We start from the raw sequence: 19881 nt of genomic DNA, 5'->3' as shown, positions 1-19881 counted from the left end.
AATCCACCCCGAAGGGCTTCATCGTTCGACTTGCATGTGTTAAGCACGCCGCCAGCGTTCGTCCTGAGCCAGGATCAAACTCTCCGTGAATGTTTACCGGTAATCCGGTGAAACATCATGAGAGCGGAACAACCGGTCGGAATAGGACCGGCGTTCACAGCGTCCTCGCTGATGCGCCTACCCCCAAGGGGATAGGACTTTTTCAAAGGAACCTCGTCCCGACCGAACGGCCGGAGACGGGGTATCAACAAATCTGGCGTTGATTTTTGGCACGCTGTTGAGTTCTCAAGGAACGGACGCTTCCTTTGTACTCACCCTCTCGGGCTTTCCTCCGGGCGCTTCCCTTCGGTCTTGCGTTTCCGACTCTATCAGATCCTTTCGGGCCTGACTCCCAGTCAGCGGGTTTGTCTTCGGGCCTTTCAGCGCTTTCGCGTTTCGCGGCCTTTCGACATTCACTACGTTAGCCGATTCCCTCGGCGACTCATAATCGAGTTCCGCGGGTTCGAATTCAGACATGCAGGCACGCCGAATAAGCCCCCGCTGAGGGGAAGTCGTAGGTAGTGGGTGGCCGCTCTCGGCTGCTGGCTGAACGCCGTAACCGGTTCAAGCGGCTCGGGCTACATTACGGATCCCCCAGGGGCGCGTCAAGTTGAACAGCGGCGAGGCGCATGCGCTCTATAAGGACTCACCGTCGGGTCGCCGGCTCCCCGGAAACGCAAGGGATGGACGCTTCCGTCGCCGCACTCTCCGACGCGCGGAGCGTCGCGTGCCTGGTCGGAGGGGGCCGGGGTACCTCTCGGCAAGGTCGGAAGCGAACCTTCGGGCCGCGGGCGGCCGCTTCGTCGAGCGCCCGGTCCACCCCCAGTGCCGTCGCGTGGCGCGCCGGCCCTTTGGCCAGTTCCCTGTCGCATCGGGCCGAGAGTCGACGTTTACAGGCGAGATCCACGTCCTCCGGCAGGAGCGCGGCGAGACACGCAGCGGCTCAGGCTCCGGTGGGCGGCTTGGCTCTTGGGCTCAGTCGGTAGGCCGAGACCGTCGGGTCACCGGCGAGATAGAAGCGGTGCTGCCAGTCGTGGGCTTTGCTCACGCCCACCCGAGGGCCGGCCCGTACGAGCGCGGCGGGCACCGGCTCGCCCTCGGTCAGTGCGAGCGAGGCGTCCGACAGCAGGTCTGTGCCGTTGTGCTCAGCCGTGATGCCGAGCGCCTGGCAGAAGTTCCCCGGCCCCCGCGCGAGACGCGGGCCCTCGACCTTGTCCCCCCGCCGCTCGCGCGCCAGGTCCTCCCCCTCAAGGACCCTGCCCGCCCGGATGAGGACAGCCGAAGCGATGCCGTCCACCCCGGTGACGACGTTGGCGCACCAGTGGAGACCGTGAGACCTGTAGACGTACAGATGCCCCGCCGGCCCGAACATGACGGCGGTGCGCGGTGTCCTGCCCCGGTAGGCGTGGGAGGCCGGGTCGGCCGCGCCGGAGTAGGCCTCGGTCTCCGTGATCGTGATGCTCACGGTTCCCTCGGGTGTCGCGTGGGTGAGCACGGCACCGAGCAGGTCGGGGGCTACTTCTTCGGCGGGGCGAGCGAGGGAGACGTTCACGCCGGCCGCCTCGCCGTGCCATGGGTGCCCGGGCGGCGCGGCTCGATCGGACCGTCCGTGGTGGCACGTACGAGGACACGTCCGAGCAGGTCGGGGGTGACGTCCGGGACAGGGCGGTCGAAAAGGTCCCGCGTCAGGGGCGTACGGTCAGGGGCCGCGATCATGGCGTACGAGCGTAGTCCCTCCGCCCTCCCCGGCGCGGTGGCGTCAGGAGCCGTTCGGAGAGGTCCGGACGGATATGGGCCCACGGGGTGGTCAGGGGTCCTCTCCCTTGTAAGGGTGAGGACGCGGAACCGGTCGGGGCCGGATCGCGTTTGTAGGGATCAAAGGATCCAGACAGGCAGAGAACGAACAGGCATTGCCTGGGGAGGAAGTGACGACATGGGGTTCAAGCGGCTGCTTGCGAGCCTGGGGGCCGGTGGGGCTTCGGTCGAGACGGTGCTGACCGAGGCCAACACCGTTCCGGGCGGCGTCGTCCAGGGTGAGGTGCGGATCCAGGGTGGTTCGGTCGACCAGTCGATCGAGGGTCTGTCGGTCGGCCTGCAGGCCAAGGTCGAGGTCGAGGGCCACGACGACCAGGAGTACAAGCAGGACATCGAGTTCACCAAGCTGCGCCTCGGCGGGGCCTTCCAGCTCCAGGCGGGCGCCGTGCACACGGTCCCGTTCGGGCTGGAGATCCCGTGGGAGACGCCGATCACCATGATCGACGGGCAGAGCCTGCGCGGGATGAACATCGGGGTCACCACCGAGCTGGAGATCGCCCGCGCGATCGACTCGGGTGACCTGGACCCGATCAACGTGCACCCGCTGCCGGCGCAGAAGGCGATTCTCGACGCCTTCATCCAGCTCGGCTTCCGCTTCAAGAACGCGGACATGGAGAAGGGCCACATCCGCAACACGCGTCAGCGGCTGCCGTTCTACCAGGAGATCGAGTTCTACCCGCCGTCGCAGTACCGCGGGCTGAACCAGGTGGAGCTGAGCTTCGTCGCGGACGACCGCGCGATGGACGTCATCCTGGAGATGGACAAGAAGCCGGGCCTCTTCAGTGAGGGCAGCGACTCCTTCCGCTCCTTCCAGGTGGGACTGCACGACTTCCAGGGCACGGACTGGGCCGGATACCTGAACCAGTGGCTGTCGGAGGTCGGCAGCAAGCGCAGCTGGTTCTAGGCTCGCGGTACGGAATCCGCCGTTCAGGAGGTACTGACGTGACCGAGCTCAAGAGGCCGCCGCTTCCCCACGACTTCCATCCGCCGGTGCCGGCGTTCACGCTCACCAGCGAGGATGTCGAGCCCGGCGCGGTGCTGAAGGACGCGCAGGTCCACGCGGCTGGGAACACCTCGCCGCAGCTGAGCTGGGAAGGCTTTCCGCCGGAGACCAAGAGCTTCGCCGTGACGTGCTTCGATCCGGACGCCCCGACGGGGAGCGGATTCTGGCACTGGGTGCTGTTCGACGTCCCGGTCTCGGTGACGGAGCTGCCCACGGGCGCGGGCAGCGGCAAGTTCGAGGGTCTGCCCGACGGTGCCGTCCAGGTGCGCAACGACTACGGGTCCCGGGACTTCGGCGGCGCCGCGCCGCCGGCCGGGGATCCCGCGCACCGGTACGTCTTCACGGTGTACGCCGTGGATCAGGAGAAGCTCGGTCCCGACGCGGACGTGTCGCCCGCCGCGGTGGGCTTCAATCTGCGGTTCCACACGCTGGCGCGCGCTCAGTTGGTCGGTGAGTACGCCGCTCCCGCCGCAGACTGACGTTCACCGAACGTTTGCCCGCCTCTGGTCATGGAAGTGATCAGGGGCGGGCATTTTTTATTGCGTTGTCCATCTCGGCATGCCCGGCCAGAGTTGATCCCAGCCCGCCGCAGGTGGGCCGGTGCGCAATAGGAGGTGGGCTGGATGCGGGACACGCTGGTACTGAACGCGAGCTTTGAGCCGTTGTCGACGGTGACGTTGAACCGAGCCGTCGTTCTGGTGCTGACGGACAAGGCCGTCGTCGAGCAGGCCCACCCCGAACTGCGCATGCGCGGTGCCGCGCTGGACATACCCGTGCCTCGGGTGATCAGGCTCTGCCGCTACGTCCGGGTGCCGTTCCGAAGACAAGCTCCGTGGTCGAGGCGGGGTGTGCTGGTACGCGACCGGCACCGGTGCGCCTACTGCGGGCGCCGGGCCACGACCGTGGACCACGTCGTGCCGCGGGCTCAGGGCGGTCAGGACTCCTGGCTGAACACCGTGGCCTCCTGCGCCGAGGACAATCACCGCAAGGCCGACCGTACCCCGGAGCAGGCCCAGATGCCCTTGCTGCGGCAGCCGTTCGAGCCGACGCCCGCGGACGCCATGCTGCTGGCGCTCGGCCAGGACGACTTCGACGCGCTGCCGGAGTGGCTGGCCCAGCCGGCCGCGTAGCCCGTACGACATGACGATGGGGCCCACCTCCCGCGGGAGGTGGGCCCCATCGTCGTACCGTCGTGTGCGTCAGTCCGTGATGGACGGCTTCTCGCGGCGCTCGCTGTTGCCGCCGGAATCCCCGGAGGAGCCCCGGTTGCCCGAACCCCCGCCCAGGTTGCCGAAGTTGCCCATGGCCCCGCTGAGGCCCTTGAGGGCGTCACCGATCTCGCTGGGCACGATCCAGAGCTTGTTGGCGTCACCCTCGGCGATCTTCGGGAGCATCTGGAGATACTGGTAGGAGAGGAGCTTTTGGTCCGGGTCTCCGGCGTGGATGGCCTCGAAGACCGTGCGGACGGCCTGGGCCTCGCCCTCGGCGCGCAGGGCCGCGGCCTTGGCCTCACCTTCGGCGCGCAGGATCGCGGACTGCTTCTCGCCCTCGGCGGTGAGGATCTGGGACTGGCGGATGCCTTCCGCGGTGAGGATCGCGGCGCGCTTGTCGCGGTCGGCGCGCATCTGCTTCTCCATCGAGTCCTGGATGGAGGTGGGCGGTTCGATCGCCTTCAGCTCGACGCGGTTGACGCGGATGCCCCACTTGCCCGTGGCCTCGTCGAGGACGCCGCGCAGGGCCGCGTTGATCTCCTCGCGGGAGGTAAGGGTCCGCTCCAGGTCCATGCCGCCGATGATGTTGCGCAGCGTGGTGACGGTGAGCTGTTCGATCGCCTGGATGTAGCTGGCGACCTCGTACGTCGCGGCGCGCGCGTCGGTGACCTGGTAGTAGATGACCGTGTCGATGTTGACGACCAGGTTGTCCTGGGTGATCACCGGCTGCGGCGGGAACGGCACGACCTGTTCACGCAGGTCGATGCGGTTGCGGATCGAGTCTATGAACGGGACGACGATGTTGAGGCCGGCGTTCAGGGTCCGCGTGTAGCGGCCGAAACGCTCGACGATGGCGGCGCTGGCCTGCGGGATGACCTGGATGGTCTTGATCAGGGCGATGAAGACCAGCACCACCAGAATGATCAGGACGATGATGATCGGTTCCATCGATGCTCCCCGTACCCTTCTCCACTCGGCAATTCCGAAAGATCTTATGGGTGTTGAAGATCTTGCTGGACGAGTCTGACAGAACGTCGTCTGCCACGTGGGGCGTTCGGTTCACTTGCGTTGTACGAGGTCACATGACGATGGCCGTCGCTCCGTCGATGTCCACGACATCCACTTCCTGGCCCACCTCGTAGGCCTGTGCGCCGTCGAGGGAACGCGCGGACCAGATCTCTCCGCCGAGCTTGATACGGCCGGCGCCCGAACCGTCCACGCGTTCCAGGACGATGGCCTGCCTGCCCTTCAACGCCTCGATTCCGGTGGCGAGTTCGGGGCGCTGGGAACGGTGCCGCGCCGCGATGGGGCGTACGACGGCGATGAGCGCGACCGACACGATGACGAAGACGAGCACCTGGACGACGACACCGCCACCGAGGCCCGCGGCGGCCGCCGCGGCGACGGCGCCCACGGAGAACATGCCGAACTCCGGCATCGCGGTCACCACGAGCGGGATACCGAGTCCGGCCGCCCCGACCAGCCACCACACCCATGCGTTGATGTCGTTCACGTGGTCATGGTAGGACCGCGCTCCCCCGGCGGACAGGGCACGCGATCAAGTCGGGTACGCCGGGTGACGGGGGTGCGTCCGCGCGTTGTGACGATTTCAGGCCATCGGCAGGCCCTGCGCGGTCCAGCGCTCGCCGACCTGCTCGACGACGAGGGGAAGGCCGAAGCAGAGGGAGAGGTTGCGCGAGGTGAGTTCGAGCTCCAGCGGGCCGGCGGCGAGCACCTTGCCCTGACGGATCATCAGGACATGGGTGAAGCCCGGGGCGATCTCCTCGACGTGGTGCGTGACCATGATCATGGAGGGGGCGATCGGGTCGCGGGCGAGCCGGCCGAGGCGGCGCACGAGATCCTCACGGCCGCCGAGGTCGAGGCCGGCCGCGGGCTCGTCGAGGAGCAGCAGCTCGGGGTCGGTCATCAGGGCGCGGGCGATCAGGGTGCGCTTGCGCTCGCCCTCGGAGAGCGTGCCGAACCGGCGCTCCAGGTAGTCGCTCATGCCGAGGCGGTCGAGGAAGGCGCGGGCGCGCTGCTCGTCGATGTCCTCGTAGTCCTCGTGCCAGCCGGCGGTCATGCCGTACGCGGCGGTGAGGACGGTCTGGAGGACCGTCTGGCCCTTGGGGAGCTTTTCGGCCATCGCGATTCCGGCGATGCCGATGCGCGGGCGCAGCTCGAAGACGTCGACCTTGCCGAGGGTCTCACCGAGGATGGTGGCGGTGCCCGCACTGGGGAAGAGGTAGCTGGAGGCGACGTTCAGGAGGGTCGTCTTCCCGGCGCCGTTGGGGCCGAGGATGACCCAGCGCTCCCCCTCTTTGACCGACCAGGAGACCTGGTCCACCAGAGCCCGGCCCTCGCGGACCACGGATACGTCCACCAGTTCCAGTACATCGCTCATGAGCGCGTTGTCTCCCATTGCAGTCTCGGCCGTCGCTTACGTCTATGGACGAAGCCCCCAGGGAAAACCTACGCCACCGGTCGGCCACACCGACCCATCGGCCGGTCCTTAGGGTGGGGGCATGCTCTCGGAACCACGCTCAGGACAACTGGCGGCATGGGGAAATGCCCTATTGGCCGGACTTGTTTCTCCGGACGACGCCGTGCTCGCCATCGTCGGGGACGACGCCGTGCACCGGGTCGAAGGGGTGCCCGGCGAGTCGGGACCCGTCGGGCTCACGCTCGCCCTCGGCCGGCTGCGCGGGCTCGGGGTGACCGGACTGCGGGTCGCACTGCCCGCCCCGGGGCATCCGCTCGGGCTCAGCGGACCGCCCGAGTTCAACGCGCGCGCCCTCGACGCCGAGGAGGCCGTGGTCTGCCACGGCTCGGCGCTGGGCCTCGTGCCCGAGGTGTACGAGGCCGGGCCCGCCGGCGATGTGCATGTCGAGGTCGTCTGGCACTGCCTCGCCGTACGCGAGGCACCGCCCGCCGACGTGCCCTCGCTCGGGGAGGCCGAGCGGGAGCTGGCGGAGGCGCTCCGCGAGGCGACAGAGGCGCTGTCACGACTGGACGTGGCCGGCTCGGGGCCGGTCGCGGCGGCGGCGGTCGACGCGTTCCGGGCGCGGGCGGAACGGGGGCGCGAGGTGCTGGCCCCCGGGTACCCGCCGCGTGCGGTACGGGTGCTGGAACTGGCTCAGCGGGTCGGGGCGCTGATCTCCGTGGCGTACGAGAGCGGGCACGGCGGCGCGGTGAGCGCGTCGGAGATCGCCTCGCGGGCCGAGGCGCTGCGACCCGTGGAACGGACGGCCCGGCGGGCGCAGGTGGCCGCGTACAACGCCTTCGTGGAGGAACGCGAGCGCGGGGTGCGCTGAGCGCGGGGTGCGCTGAGCGCGGCGCGCATGCCGTGCGCGGTGCGCGCGCCGGGGGCTTCGCGTGCTTCGGATGCTCCGGGCCGGGCGTTCGCGCGCCGGAGCGCTCCCGGCGGTGGGGGGCGCTCCGCGAGTTCCCGCGCCGGGGAGCCGGTGCGCGGGCGGGGTGCTCCGGGGGTTCGACGTGCTGGGGACCGCACGCCGAAGGGCCCCACGAAACGTTTCCGTTCGTGGGGCCCTTCGGTACAGGGTGTCTCAGCCGTTGACGCCCGCGTTGCCGAACGCCGGGTTCAGGAGGCCGACGACGTTGATGGAGTCGCCCACGACGTTGACGGGGACGTGGACGGGGACCTGGACGACGTTGCCCGAGACGGCGCCCGGCGAGTGCGCGGCCGCGCCCTCGGCACCCGAGTCGGCGACGGCGGCACCGGCACCAGCGCCCGCGGCGATTCCGACGACGGTGACGGCCAGGGCGGCCTTCTTGGCGATGTTCATGGGAAGTGTTCCTCCTGCGTTCACGGATCCGACCCTGCCGCGGGTCGTACGCTGAGCAACGCCGGGGAGCCCGAGACGGCACGGGAAGACCCTGCTGTTTACCCCGTCCGGTTCAGTCCGCGGATGAGCGGACAAGCCGACCGGCCCCCAGGGAGTCCCTGGGGGCCGGTGGTCGCGGTCGCCTCGACGGGGAACCTCAGTGGTTGAGGCCGAGGTTGCCGAACGCCGGGTTCAGGGCGCCGATGACGTTCACGCTGTCACCGACCACGTTCACCGGGACGTCGACCGGGGCCTGGACCAGGTTGCCGGAGATGACGCCCGGGGAGCCCACGGCCGTGCCGGCGGCCGACGCGCCGTCCGCCGCCGAGGCCATGCCCGCACCGGCGGCCACCAGACCGCCGGCCACCATCGCGACAGCCGTGAACTTCTTCAGGTTCTTCACGTGCGAAACCCCTCCTCGCGAACACCGCGGCGGACCGCCGCGGCGCACTGGAGAACGGCCGGGCTCCACGAAGGATGCGCCATCCGGGTGACATACACACGACGGTATGAATCTCATCCCGGAGCGCCACCCTCCGAATTGACGGTCAGTCCGTGATCCCGTGCCGCACAGCCCAGAGCGCGGCCTGGGTGCGGTCGGCGAGGTCGAGTTTCATCAGGATGTTCGAGACGTGGGTCTTCACCGTCTTCTCGGAGAGGACGAGGGCGCGGGCGATCTCCCGGTTGGAGCGGCCGTCCGCGATCAGGCCGAGCACCTCCCGCTCCCGTTCGGTGAGCGAGACACCTCTCCCCTGGCCCGAGTTGGCCTCCTCCTGGGACAACAGGGCGCCCGCGACCTCGGATTGCAGGACCACGTGTCCGGCGTGGACCGAGCGGATGGCCCCGGCCAGCGCGTCCGGGTCGACGTCCTTGTACACATATCCGGCGGCGCCCGCGCGCAGGGCCGGCACCACCGTGCGCTGCTCGGTGAAACTCGTGACGATCAGCACGCGCGCGGGGTTGGCGAGTTCGCGGAGCTTGCGCAGCGCGTCGATGCCGTCCGTCCCCGGCATCTTGACGTCCATGAGGACGACGTCCGGTTTCAGCTCCTCGGCGCGGGCGACGCCTTCGGCTCCGTCGGACGCCTCCCCGACGACCTCGATGTCGTCCTGCACTTCGAGGAAGGTGCGCAGTCCCCGGCGGACGACCTGGTGGTCGTCGACGAGCAGCACCTTGATTGCGTCAGCCACCAGGGACCTCCATCTCGATCACGGTGCCCTTCCCGGGCGCCGATTCCACGGTGAGTGTGCCGCCTACCCCGCTCGCCCGGTCCCGCATGGACACCAGGCCGAGATGGCGGCCGGCGCTGCGTATCGCGGTGGGGTCGAAGCCGCCGCCGTCGTCGCGGACGTGCAGGACGGCGCCGGGGCCGCGCCGGTCCAGGGTGACGTCGACGCGGGCGGCGCCGGAGTGCCGGAGCGCGTTGTGCAGGGCTTCCTGGGAGACCCTCAGCACGGCCTCCTCCTGGGAGGCGGGCAGTGCTCGTACACCGTGGCTGGAGAAGGTCACGCGCGCGGAGTGGGCGCGGTCGAGGACCTGGATCTGGGTGCGCAGGGTGGCGACGAGCCCGTCCTCGTCGAGGGCGGCGGGGCGCAACTCGATGACGGCGGCGCGCAGTTCCTCGGTGGCCTCCGCGGCGAGCGCGGCCACGTGCTGGAGTTCGCCCTTGGCGCGGGAGGGGTCGCGGTCGACGAGGGTGGCTGCGGCCTGCGCGGTCAGGCGCAGCGAGAACAGCTTCTGGCTGACGGCGTCGTGCAGTTCGTGCGCGAGCCGTGAGCGTTCCTCGGCGATGGTCAGTTCGCGGCTGCGTTCGTAGAGCCGGGCGTTGGTCAGGGCGATCGCCGCGTGCTGGGCGAGGATGGTGAGGAGTTCCTCGTCGTCCTCGGTGAAGCCGCAGCGGCCGTCCGGCCGGGGACACGGGGGCTCCCCCTCCGGCCGCATCTTGTTCGCGAGGAAGAGCGCGCCGATGATCTCGTCGCCGTCGCGGATGGGCAGGCCCAGGAAGTCGGACATGTCGGGGTGGGCCGCGGGCCAGCCCTCGAAGCGGGGGTCCTCGCGCACGTCGGCCAGGCGCTCGGGACGGGCCTCGCGCAGCATCGCGGCGAGGATGCCGTGCTGGCGCGGGAGCGGTCCGATGGCTTTCCACTGCGCGTCGCTGACCCCGTCGACGACGAACTGGGCGAAGCCTCCGTGGTCGTCGGGCACGCCCAGCGCGGCGTACTGCGCGTCGAGCAGTTCGCGCGCCGAAGCGACGATCGTCTTGAGGACGTCGCGCACTTCGAGATGCCTGCTCATGGCCAGCAACGCGGAGCTCACCGCGTACAGGCCCGACCGGGGTCCGTGACTCATGCCCCCAAACTACCGGCGGGGTGTGACACCGCGTATCGGCCCGGTGGCCCCGCCCACCGGGCCATTGGGCCTAGGACGAAGGGCCCCTGATCATTGCGGCCCTCGTACGAGGCGCCCGGGTGGGCCGCGTTCCTACCGTGAGGGCACCCGCCGGGAAGGCGGTCTGAGCGAGGGGACGGATGTCATGCCGGTAGCGATCATCACAGGGGCCTCGAAGGGACTGGGGAGGGCGCTCGGAGCGGCTCTGGCCGAGCGCGGCTGGGATCTGGTGCTCGACGCCAGGACGGCCGGGGTGCTGGAGGGGACCGCGGAGGCGCTCCGCGCCTACGGGACGCGGGTGGAGGCTCTCGCCGGGGACGTGACGGACGCCGGTCACCGCGCGGACCTGGTGGCCGCGGCCCGGAAGCTGGGCGGTGTCGACCTGCTCGTGAACAACGCGAGCGCGCTGGGCGCGGAGCCGCTGGTGCGCCTGGAGGAGCTGGATCCCGAGGGGCTGCGGCGGGCACTGGAGGTCAATGTGGTGGCCGTGCTGGGCCTGGTGCAGGAGGCGCTGCCGCTGCTGAGGGCGGCCGGGGCGGGCGCGGTCGTCGGTGTCAGCTCGGACGCGGCGGTACAGGCGTACGAGACATGGGGCGGCTACGGGGCCTCGAAGGCGGCGCTGGACCATCTCTCGGCGGTGCTCGGTGAGGAGGAGCCCGGCCTGCGGGTGTGGGCGGTGGATCCGGGGGACATGGAGACGGACCTCTACGCGGCGGCCGTACCGGACGACGACGGTCCGCGGCCGGCGCCGGCCACCGCGGTTCCGGCCTTCCTGCGTCTGCTCGACGAGCGGCCGGCCAGCGGGCGCTACGCGGCTTCGGATCTGCTGGAGGAGCGGTGACGACGGCGATGGGGGCCTCCCGGGCCGGGCGCGGCCGGGAGTGGGGAAGCGTTCCGGAGGAGCTGTCGGCGCGGGTGCCGGCGGAGCAGCGAGGTCCGGGCCGCGACCGGGATTCCGTACGGCTGCTGGTGTCGCGCGGTACCGAGGTGTCGCATCACGCGTTCGCGGAGCTGCCCGGGCGGCTGAAGGCCGGGGATCTGCTGATCGTCAACACCTCGGCCACGCTGGCGGCGGCCGTGGACGGGCGGATCGGGCACGCGCGCGTGGTGGTGCACTTTTCGACGCGCGGCGACGACGGGCGGTGGGCGGTCGAGCTACGGGATCCCGACAGCAGGGGAACCACGCGCGCGCGTGCGGGCGGCCCCGCGGGGACAGTGGTGTGCCTGCCCGGGGACGCGCGCCTCGTCCTGGAGGAGCCGCTGACCGCGCGCGGGCAGCGGCTGTGGTGGGGGCGGGTGCCGGACGCGGACGTGCTGGGGCTGCTGCGGCGGTACGGGCGGCCCATCCGCTACTCCTACACGGACCGGGACCAGCCGCTGTCGGTGTACCAGACGGTCTTCGCGCTGCCGTCGGACGACGGGACGGGAAGCGCGGAGATGCCGAGCGCGGCGCGCCCCTTCACTTCGCGTCTGGTGGCGGAGCTGGTGAGCCGGGGGGTGCAGTTCGCTCCGGTCACCCTGCACACAGGGGTCGCCTCGGCGGAGTCGCACGAGCCGCCGTATCCGGAGCGGTACGAGGTTCCGGAGGTGTCGGCCCGGCTGATCAACGCCGCGCGGGCCGGCGGAGGCCGGATCATCGCGGTCGGTACGACGGCGGTGCGGGCCGTGGAGTCCGCGACCGGTGAGGACGGACTGGTGCGGGCGGCGAAGGGGTGGACCGGGCTGGTGGTGACTCCGGAGCGCGGTGTGCGGGCCGTCGACGGGCTGCTGACCGGGCTGCACGAACCGGAGGCCTCGCACCTGCTGATGCTGGAGGCGATCGCGGGAGGGGCGGCGATCGAGCGTGCGTACGACGAGGCGCTGCGCGGGCGCTATCTCTGGCACGAGTTCGGCGACGTGCACCTCATCCTCCCCGAGGGACCTCACGCTGAGCGTTACTCTCGCAACTCCACGTCAGAATGATCGTGGCCCCCTGTGAGCCCGCGCATAGGGTCCAGGTCACGTACGAAGGTGCATAGGAGATAAAAGGGACAAGGTGACCAGGGGAGACATGCCTGTCTGCCCCGATTTGTCCCTTCTGCGTCCACTACCTGGCTTCGTAGGTCACACCTTTGCCAGGGCATTTTGCGACCGCTAAGAATTGCTCATGTCGCTCAGCGCCTCGGGTTCTCCCCCGAGGCGTTTGTTCCGGAAACACAGTCCCCAACCGGGACGAAGAGCGACCTCCGCGCTATTCGAAGAGGTCTATCAGTCATGCTCAAGAACATTGCCGCTCGTGGTCGTAGTCCGAAGCTGACGAAGCTCCACAAGTACTCCGTCGCCGGTGTGGCCACCCTCGGTGCCGCCACCCTCGCGTTCTCCCTTGCGCCGAACGGCTCCCACAGCACCACGGACGGCGCCGCCGCCTCCACGGCGCCGGTCGCCTACAGCGGAAAGCAGATCAAGGGCGTCGAGTCCGACGTGACCGGCACGAGCGCCGCCGAGCTGAAGGCCAAGACCATCGAGGCCAAGCAGAAGGCGGCGGCGTCCGCGGCCACCAAGAAGAAGGCCGCCGCAGCGGCTGCCGCCAAGCAGAAGGCTGCCGCCGAGGCCGCCGCGAAGAAGAAGGCCGCCGCCCAGGCCGCCGCGAGGAAGAAGGCCGCCGCCGCGAGCCGCTCCACGCAGCGCATAAAGATGGAGCCGGTCGCCGCGAAGACGTACGCCAACAACCTCGACGGCTGGATCCGCGAGTCCCTCGACATCCTGAAGGCCAAGGGCATCCCCGGCAGCTACCAGGGGCTGCACAAGAACATCATGCGTGAGTCCTCGGGCAACCCGATGGCCATCAACGACTGGGACATCAACGCCATCAACGGCATCCCGTCGAAGGGTCTGCTCCAGGTCATCCCGCCGACGTTCAAGGCGTACCACGTGGCCGGTACCTCGTGGAACATCTACGACCCGGTCGCCAACATCACCGCCGCCTGCAACTACGCCGCCGACAAGTACGGTTCCATGGACAACGTGAACAGCGCGTACTGAGGACTCAGCGCGGAGTTCCCCACAGACGCCGAAGGGCGGCACCCCGGTCAGGGGTGCCGCCCTCGCGTCGTTCCCGGGCCTCTACTTGCGCATGACCTCGGGCTCGTGGCGGCGCAGGAAGCGGGCCACGAAGAAGCCGCAGGCGACACCGAGGACGATCAGCGCGATCATGTCCACGGTCCAGGCTCCGGCCGTGTGGTCCCACAGCGGGTCCGTGCTCGTCGGATCGTCCTGGTTCGGGAAGATGTTGTTCAGGTCCAGCGTGGCCCCGGACGCGGCCACCGCCCAGCGGGCCGGCATCAGATACGAGAACTGGTTGACACCCACCGTGCCGTTCAGGATGAACAGACAGCCGGTGAAGACCACCTGGACGATCGCGAACATGACCAGCAGCGGCATGGTCTTCTCGGCGGTCTTCACCAGCGAGGAGATGATCAGGCCGAACATCATCGACACGAAGCCCAGAGCCATGATCGGCAGCGTGAGCTCGACCTTGGGCAGGCTCTTGAGGATCAGCCCCTCGGACGGGACCTCGCGGCTGCCGAAGCCGATCGCGCCGACCAGCGCGCCCTGCAGCATGGTGATCACACCGAGGACGATCACCTTGGACATCAGGTACGCCGAACGTGACAGACCCGTCGCGCGTTCCCGCTCGTAGATCACCCGTTCCTTGATCAGCTCACGGACCGAGTTGGCGGCGCCCGCGAAGCACGCCCCGACCGCGAGGATCAGCAGCACGGTCGTGGCCGTGCCGTTCGCGACATGGGCGCCCGACGGCAGGATCTTGTCGTTGACCAGCAGCGTCTTGCCGTTGTCGATGAGCAGGCTGACCGAGCCCAGGACAGCGGGCAGGATCACCGTCAGCGCGAGGAAGCCCTTGTCCGACACGATCACCGAGACATAGCGGCGCATCAGCGTCATCAGCTGGGAGCCCCAGCTCTGCGGCTTCGGCGGCTTCATCGCCTGCGCGGACGGCATCTGCGTCGACTGCGGAGCCACCGCGTCGATGTCCGCCGCGTACATCTGGTAGTGCTGCGAGCCCTTCCAGCGGCCCGCCCAGTCGTAGTCGCGGTAGTTCTCGAACGCGGAGAACACGTCGGCCCAGGTCTCGTAGCCGAAGAAGTTCAGCGCCTCCTCCGGGGGACCGAAGTAGGCGACCGAGCCGCCGGGCGCCATCACGAGGAGCTTGTCGCAGATCGCGAGCTCCGCCACCGAGTGCGTGACGACCAGGACCGTACGGCCGTCGTCGGCGAGACCGCGCAGCAGCTGCATGACATCGCGGTCCATGCCCGGGTCGAGACCGGAGGTCGGCTCGTCCAGGAAGATCAGCGACGGCTTGGTGAGCAGCTCCAGAGCCACCGAGACACGCTTGCGCTGGCCACCGGAGAGCGAGGTGACCTTCTTCTCCTTGTGGACGTCCAGCTTCAGCTCGCGCAGCACCTCGTCTATGCGCGCGTCGCGCTCCTCGCCCGTGGTGTCGGCGGGGAAGCGCAGCTTGGCCGCGTACTTGAGGGCCTTCTTGACGGTCAGTTCCTTGTGCAGGATGTCGTCCTGCGGGACCAGACCGATGCGCTGGCGCAGCTCGGCGAACTGCTTGTACAGGTTCCGGTTGTCGTAGAGGACGTCACCCTGGTTGGCGGGGCGGTAGCCCGTGAGCGCCTTCAGGAGCGTCGACTTGCCGGAGCCCGAGGGGCCGATGACCGCGACGAGCGACTTCTCGGGTACGCCGAAGGAGACGTCCTTGAGGATCTGCTTGCCGCCGTCGACGGTGACCGTCAGGTGGCGGGCCGAGAAGGAGACCTCACCGGTGTCGACGAACTCCTCGAGCCGGTCGCCGACCAGCCGGAACGTCGAGTGACCGACGCCGACGATGTCGTTCGGGCCGAGCAGCGCGGAGCCGCCCTTGGCGATCGGCATACCGTTGACGTACGTGCCGTTGTGCGAGCCGAGATCACGGATCTCGAAGCGGCCGTCCGGCGTCGCGTGGAACTCGGCGTGGTGGCGCGAGACCTGGAGGTCGGAGACCACCAGTTCGTTCTCCAGCGCACGGCCGATGCGCATCACGCGGCCCAGCGAGAACTGGTGGAAGGTCGTCGGGCTGCGGTCGCCGTAGACCGGCGGTGCCCCCGCGCCGCCGCCGGGTCCCTGCTGCTGCGGAATGCCCCCCGCCTGCTGCGCGCTCTGCGGCGGTTGCGACGACTGCGGCGTCGGCGGCTGGGCCCAGCCGGGGCCGGCACCCTGCGCCGCGAACGGCTGCTGCGCCACCGGGGCCGCGGCACCGGACACGCTCAGGCGCGGGCCGTCGGTCGCGTTGCCGAGGTACACAGCCGATCCGGGACCGATCTCCAACTGGTGAATCCGCTGCCCCTGTACGAACGTGCCGTTGGTGCTCCCGTGGTCGTCGATGACCCAACTGCGGCCGTTCCAGCTGATCGTGGCGTGGCGCCAGGAGACCCTGGCGTCCTCGAGCACGATGTCCCCCTGCGGATCACGTCCGAGGGTGTGAGGCCTGGACGCGTCGAGCGTCCAGGTCCGTCCATTCAATTCCAGTACGAGTTCCGGCACTCCAGCCCCACTGAGTTGTCCCCCGAGTTTCCCCCATCACAGGGAGTCTAGGGATGTCGAACATCGTGGGGAACTATTTCAGTTCAGGCCCCCTGACCGAAAGTCGGGCCTTGTGAACGTCGGTGACGGGCGGGTTGCCCGTATCCGTTGACGGGGTTGAAACCGGCCCGGAGAGTGGTAATCCCACACGAGGGGGACATGCGCGGGATCACCGCGGCGCTGATCGGGGGGTCTGGCGATGAGCATGGGGACCACGCACCACGGCGGGAGCACCGGGAGCGTGCCGTGGGGGGACGTGCTGTTGTCGGCGATCGCCTCCGTGAGCTGGGCGCTGATCGGGATGGCGGGCACCGCCGCGCTCGGTCTGCACCTGCTCGGCGCGGACGCGGCGGCCTCCCTCGGCCCCATGACGGCCGCCGTGGTGGCTCTCGGGGCGGGCGGCACGGTGACGCCGTCCGGCAACGTCTCCGCCTTCGGGCTGAAGGGAGCCGAGGCGCACACCGCCATCCAGATCACGCCGCTGGGCGTCGGGCTGGTCGGCGCCCTGCTGATGTCGTGGTTCTTCCTACGGTCCTTGCGCGGGGCCGGAGTTGTCATCGCTCCGGCCGAACTCCTGGCGCGGGCGGGCTCGGTGATCGCCCTGTTCGTGGCGACCCTGGGCGGGCTCGCCTGGGCCGGACACGACGTCATCACGATCGACGGCGACCGGCTCGGGCTCGACAAGGCCGCGGGCGGTGACGGCGGGCTCGGCTCCATCACCGACAAGCTCCCCGGCGGCCTCGGGGACCTCGGCGGACTGCTGCCCGGCAGGATCGACGACCTCGTGAAGGCCAAGGCGGCCGTGGGGTTCTCCGTCGACACCGTGCCGACTCTGCTCGGCGGAGCCGCGTGGGCCGCCGGGGTGCTGGGGATCGCGCTGCTGGCCTCCCGGCGTACCCCCTTGCCGCGCGGCTGGGACGCCGTGCACCGCGCGGTACGGCCGGCCGCCTCCTCGCTCGTCACCGTCCTTCTGGTCGCCGTCCTCGCCGGGCTCGCGGCGGCCGCGTACGCGGCGATCGGCGACGCGCATCCGAAGCGGATCGCGGGAGCCGCGCTGCTCGGCGCGCCCAACGGGGTGTGGCTCGGCATCCCCCTCGGGCTCTTCGTCCCCTGGGACGGCAAGGCCACGGGCGAGCTGGCCAAGCTGTTGCCCGACCCCCTCGACAAGCTGCTGACGGCCGACGCGTCCCGGCCCGTCACCCTCGCCCGGCTCGCCGAACTCGACGGGCGCGTATGGCTGTTGGCGCTCGCGGCCGCTCTGATGATGCTGTACGCGGGCGTCCTGACGGCCGCCCGTACGCCATTCGTACGGGCGGGGAGTGCGGCGGCTGGGGGAGCACCGGGGGGCCCTGACGTACGGGGGGACAGTGCTCCGCGGTTCGCCGGGCGCTGCGCACTTCGGCTGGGGGTCGTGACGGCACTGGCGCTGCCGCTGCTCGCCTGGCTGACGGAGGTGTCGGTGGACGCCTCCTTGTCCGTGTTCGGATTCGACGCGTTCGGGGCGGGGATCGAGCTGCGTGGGCACCTGGGGGTGGCGTTGCTGCTGGGTGCGCTGTGGGGGGCGGCGGCCGGGGGGACCGGGGCTCTGCTGGCCTGGTGGAGCGGGGCCGCGGGGCGGCGGGTCGTGGGGGCTGCCCTTGCTGCCGGGGCGGCACGGGGGGACGGGTTGACTGCGGGGCCTGGGGGTTCTGGGGGTTCTGATGGCTCTGGGGGTTCTGGGGGGTCCTGGGAGGCCGTGGGGTCCGAGGGGCGTGGTGGTGCTGGTGGTGGCGGTGGGACGGCTGGGCCGTATCGGCCTCGGGGGTCGTACCGGGCGCCCAACCCTGACACCAATCCGTATCTGAGGGTTCCGGAGGAGTTGCGGGAGCCCGGGGACCGGGGGACGGCTCCGAGGGATTCCCGTTCCCGGGCGCCGGGTGATGTGTACGGAGCGCCGACCGTGGTGGGGCCGATCGGGCCGTCGTCCAAGCGGCGGCCGGACGGGCCGCCGCCGCTGCCTCCTCCCCCGCCGCCCGTTCCGCCGCCGCCGGACGAGAGGCCGCCTCCTCCGCGTCGGCCCCGGCGTTGAGGACGGTTCGCTGCGCTGGCGTTCGCGGGTGCGGTGCGGTGCGGGTGCGGTGGGGGTCCGGTGGGTGGGTCGGGGCCGTGCCGGTGCATCAGCCCGTCGCCGTTGGGTGAGGCGTGGGCGTCGGTGGCGACGGGCATCGATGTACCGGCACGGCCCCTCGCGTCGGATCCCGGGTGCGGGGGCGGGTGCGGGTGCGGGTGCGGGTGCGGGTGCGTCGTGGTGGCCGGTCCGGATTTCAGCCCCGGCCGGGAACGTTTCAGCCCCGGCCGGGAAAGTCTCAGCCCCTCCGGCGTTTGAGGAGCGGGGTCTGGGGCGGAGCCCCAGGGGTGGGACGGGTAGGGGCGGAGGGGCGAAGAAGTGGTTGTGGGCCCGCGGGACCGGGGGGCGAACGAGAGGGTGCGGGGGGCGTGAGGAAGGGTCCGGGACGGCCGGGTGGGCGTTCGTCACCCGTGGGTCCTTCGGGTGTCACCCAGTGTTCCGTGTCCGCCAGGCGGACCGGGCGGGCGGGAGGCACTGCGTGCCGGATACGGTGGGAAATACCATGAGCGCTTCACATACCCCTGATGTGCCCACTCTTCTTGTCAAGATCTTCGGCAAGGACCGGCCGGGCATCACCGCCGGACTCTTCGACACCCTCGCCGCCTACTCCGTCGACGTGGTCGACATCGAGCAGGTCGTCACCCGGGGCCGGATCGTGCTGTGCGCGCTGGTGACCGAGCCGTCCGCAGGCCTCGAAGGCGATCTCCGGTCGACCGTCCACAGCTGGGCGGAGTCGATGAAGATGCAGGCGGAGATCATCTCCGGCCTCGGCGACAACCGCCCTCGTGGCTCGGGACGTTCGCTGGTCACGGTGCTCGGACATCCGCTCACCGCGGAGTCGACGGCCGCCATCGCCGCGCGGATCACGAAGACCGGCGGCAACATCGACCGTATCTTCCGGCTGGCCAAGTACCCGGTGACCGCCGTCGAGTTCGCGGTGTCCGGTACGGAGACCGAGGTGCTGCGCACCGAGCTGGTGACCGAGGCCTCGGCACTCGGTGTCGACATCGCGGTCGTGGCTGCGGGCCTGCACCGGCGGGCCCAGCGACTCGTCGTGATGGACGTGGACTCCACCCTCATCCAGGACGAGGTGATCGAGCTCTTCGCGGCACACGCCGGGTGCGAGGAGAAGGTCGCCGAGGTCACGGCGGCCGCGATGCGCGGTGAGCTGGACTTCGAGCAGTCCCTGCACGCGCGCGTGGCGCTCCTCGAAGGACTCGACGAGTCGGTGGTGCAGAAGGTGCGCGAGGAGGTGCGGCTGACGCCGGGCGCGCGGACCCTGATTCGTACGCTGAAGCGGCTCGGCTTCCAAGTCGGCGTCGTCTCCGGCGGGTTCACTCAGGTCACCGACGATCTGAAAGAGCGGCTCGGGCTCGACTTCGCCCAGGCCAACACCCTGGAGATCGCCGACGGGAAGCTGACCGGGCGGGTCACCGGCGAGATCGTGGACCGGGCGGGCAAGGCACGGCTGCTGCGCCGGTTCGCCGCCGAGGCCGGGGTTCCGCTGGCCCAGACCGTGGCGATCGGCGACGGCGCCAACGACCTCGACATGCTCAACGCCGCCGGCCTCGGAGTCGCGTTCAACGCGAAGCCGGTCGTACGGCAGGCCGCGCACACCGCGGTGAACTTCCCGTTCCTCGACACGGTCCTGTATCTGCTGGGCGTCACCCGTGAAGAGGTCGAGGCCGCCGACATGCACGTGGACGAGAACACCGGCTGAGTGAGGGTCCCGACGACGGACGGGGGGGCCGGCCCCGCCACCGGCCGCGACCCCCGGCCGGGGGCATGGGGGGGGATCACGGCCGGGGGCACGCTTTGCGGAAGGGGTGCGCCGCAGCGTTTCGTGGCATG

General features: G+C 70.1%; 19 protein-coding genes, 1 rRNA gene and 1 pseudogene. 9 read left to right on the top strand and 12 right to left on the bottom strand.

The window, feature by feature from the left end; translation table 11 throughout:
• The 4 genes and pseudogenes from ACF07B_RS06560 to ACF07B_RS06545 all read right to left on the bottom strand — a co-directional run.
• Window positions 1-90 (bottom strand): 16S ribosomal RNA (locus ACF07B_RS06560); the annotation flags it as partial.
• 554 nt (window positions 91-644) lie between these two features.
• Window positions 645-952, bottom strand: a pseudogene (locus tag ACF07B_RS06555) (DNA-3-methyladenine glycosylase); the annotation flags it as partial.
• A 30-nt stretch (window positions 953-982) separates the two neighbouring features.
• Entirely contained in the window at window positions 983-1591 is a 609-nt protein-coding gene (locus tag ACF07B_RS06550; protein ID WP_392177925.1) for a DNA-3-methyladenine glycosylase, read from the bottom strand.
• Window positions 1588-1755 (bottom strand): hypothetical protein, encoded by a 168-nt coding sequence (locus ACF07B_RS06545; RefSeq protein ID WP_392177924.1) that lies wholly within the window; start codon window positions 1753-1755, stop codon window positions 1588-1590. Before ACF07B_RS06545 ends, ACF07B_RS06550 begins: the two co-directional genes overlap by 4 nt.
• Before the next feature lie 217 nt (window positions 1756-1972).
• On the opposite strand from ACF07B_RS06545, the gene ACF07B_RS06540 reads away from it, so the two are divergent.
• From ACF07B_RS06540 to ACF07B_RS06530, 3 genes are all read left to right on the top strand, one after another.
• On the top strand, window positions 1973-2758 hold the full coding sequence (locus ACF07B_RS06540) for a sporulation protein (RefSeq protein ID WP_392177923.1): 786 nt from the start codon (window positions 1973-1975) through the stop codon (window positions 2756-2758).
• A gap of 38 nt (window positions 2759-2796) precedes the next feature.
• A complete protein-coding gene (locus ACF07B_RS06535; protein ID WP_392177922.1) occupies window positions 2797-3336 on the top strand; it encodes a YbhB/YbcL family Raf kinase inhibitor-like protein in 540 nt (179 codons plus the stop codon).
• 144 nt (window positions 3337-3480) lie between these two features.
• Window positions 3481-3987: an HNH endonuclease gene (locus ACF07B_RS06530; protein ID WP_326788617.1), complete on the top strand. Its 507-nt coding sequence runs from the start codon at window positions 3481-3483 to the stop codon at window positions 3985-3987.
• 69 nt (window positions 3988-4056) lie between these two features.
• Here ACF07B_RS06530 and ACF07B_RS06525 read toward each other — a convergent pair whose 3' ends face one another.
• The 3 genes from ACF07B_RS06525 to ACF07B_RS06515 all read right to left on the bottom strand — a co-directional run bounded on the left by ACF07B_RS06525 (window position 4057) and on the right by ACF07B_RS06515 (window position 6469).
• Window positions 4057-5016 (bottom strand): SPFH domain-containing protein, encoded by a 960-nt coding sequence (locus ACF07B_RS06525; protein WP_326788616.1) that lies wholly within the window; start codon window positions 5014-5016, stop codon window positions 4057-4059.
• Window positions 5017-5146: 130 nt separating this feature from the next.
• Window positions 5147-5581 carry an NfeD family protein gene (locus tag ACF07B_RS06520; protein WP_392177921.1) on the bottom strand — a complete coding sequence of 145 codons (435 nt, stop codon included), beginning with the start codon at window positions 5579-5581 and terminating at the stop codon, window positions 5147-5149.
• 96 nt (window positions 5582-5677) lie between these two features.
• On the bottom strand, window positions 5678-6469 hold the full coding sequence (locus tag ACF07B_RS06515; protein ID WP_362408691.1) for an ABC transporter ATP-binding protein: 792 nt from the start codon (window positions 6467-6469) through the stop codon (window positions 5678-5680).
• A 121-nt stretch (window positions 6470-6590) separates the two neighbouring features.
• Here ACF07B_RS06515 and ACF07B_RS06510 point away from each other — a divergent pair, with 121 nt between their 5' ends.
• Window positions 6591-7379, top strand: a complete 789-nt coding sequence (locus tag ACF07B_RS06510; protein ID WP_384241962.1) for a hypothetical protein — start codon at window positions 6591-6593, stop codon at window positions 7377-7379.
• 252 nt (window positions 7380-7631) lie between these two features.
• Here the strand turns inward: ACF07B_RS06510 and ACF07B_RS06505 are convergent, their stop codons facing one another.
• The 4 genes from ACF07B_RS06505 to ACF07B_RS06490 form a co-directional block, all read right to left on the bottom strand.
• The gene (locus tag ACF07B_RS06505) at window positions 7632-7871 is read right to left on the bottom strand and encodes a chaplin family protein (RefSeq protein WP_362408695.1); all 240 of its coding nucleotides are present in this window, start codon (window positions 7869-7871) and stop codon (window positions 7632-7634) included.
• Between the two features lie 196 nt (window positions 7872-8067).
• Entirely contained in the window at window positions 8068-8313 is a 246-nt protein-coding gene (locus tag ACF07B_RS06500; protein ID WP_369485888.1) for a chaplin, read from the bottom strand.
• 145 nt (window positions 8314-8458) lie between these two features.
• Window positions 8459-9100 carry a response regulator gene (locus tag ACF07B_RS06495; RefSeq protein ID WP_369485889.1) on the bottom strand — a complete coding sequence of 214 codons (642 nt, stop codon included), beginning with the start codon at window positions 9098-9100 and terminating at the stop codon, window positions 8459-8461.
• A complete protein-coding gene (locus ACF07B_RS06490; RefSeq protein ID WP_392177920.1) occupies window positions 9093-10259 on the bottom strand; it encodes a GAF domain-containing sensor histidine kinase in 1167 nt (388 codons plus the stop codon). The genes ACF07B_RS06495 and ACF07B_RS06490 overlap by 8 nt, the downstream gene beginning before the upstream one ends.
• A gap of 184 nt (window positions 10260-10443) precedes the next feature.
• On the opposite strand from ACF07B_RS06490, the gene ACF07B_RS06485 reads away from it, so the two are divergent.
• The 3 genes from ACF07B_RS06485 (at window position 10444) to ACF07B_RS06475 (ending at window position 13319) form a co-directional block, all read left to right on the top strand.
• Entirely contained in the window at window positions 10444-11139 is a 696-nt protein-coding gene (locus ACF07B_RS06485; protein ID WP_392177919.1) for an SDR family NAD(P)-dependent oxidoreductase, read from the top strand.
• Window positions 11140-11147: 8 nt separating this feature from the next.
• Complete coding sequence (locus ACF07B_RS06480; RefSeq protein WP_392177980.1) at window positions 11148-12260, top strand: S-adenosylmethionine:tRNA ribosyltransferase-isomerase; 1113 nt, start codon at window positions 11148-11150, stop codon at window positions 12258-12260.
• A gap of 291 nt (window positions 12261-12551) precedes the next feature.
• Window positions 12552-13319 carry a transglycosylase SLT domain-containing protein gene (locus ACF07B_RS06475; RefSeq protein ID WP_369485891.1) on the top strand — a complete coding sequence of 256 codons (768 nt, stop codon included), beginning with the start codon at window positions 12552-12554 and terminating at the stop codon, window positions 13317-13319.
• 81 nt (window positions 13320-13400) lie between these two features.
• Here the strand turns inward: ACF07B_RS06475 and ACF07B_RS06470 are convergent, their stop codons facing one another.
• Entirely contained in the window at window positions 13401-15884 is a 2484-nt protein-coding gene (locus tag ACF07B_RS06470) for an FHA domain-containing protein (protein WP_392177918.1), read from the bottom strand.
• A gap of 238 nt (window positions 15885-16122) precedes the next feature.
• Here ACF07B_RS06470 and ACF07B_RS06465 point away from each other — a divergent pair, with 238 nt between their 5' ends.
• On the top strand, window positions 16123-17991 hold the full coding sequence (locus tag ACF07B_RS06465; protein WP_392177917.1) for a streptophobe family protein: 1869 nt from the start codon (window positions 16123-16125) through the stop codon (window positions 17989-17991).
• 541 nt (window positions 17992-18532) lie between these two features.
• Window positions 18533-19750: a phosphoserine phosphatase SerB gene (serB, locus tag ACF07B_RS06460; RefSeq protein WP_392177916.1), complete on the top strand. Its 1218-nt coding sequence runs from the start codon at window positions 18533-18535 to the stop codon at window positions 19748-19750.
• Window positions 19751-19881: the final 131 nt, after the last annotated feature.

Origin of the sequence: Streptomyces sp. NPDC015532 (genome assembly GCF_043078065.1) — a bacterium.
Classification (GTDB): domain Bacteria; phylum Actinomycetota; class Actinomycetes; order Streptomycetales; family Streptomycetaceae; genus Streptomyces.
This window is presented reverse-complemented; position numbering and strand designations above follow the sequence as displayed.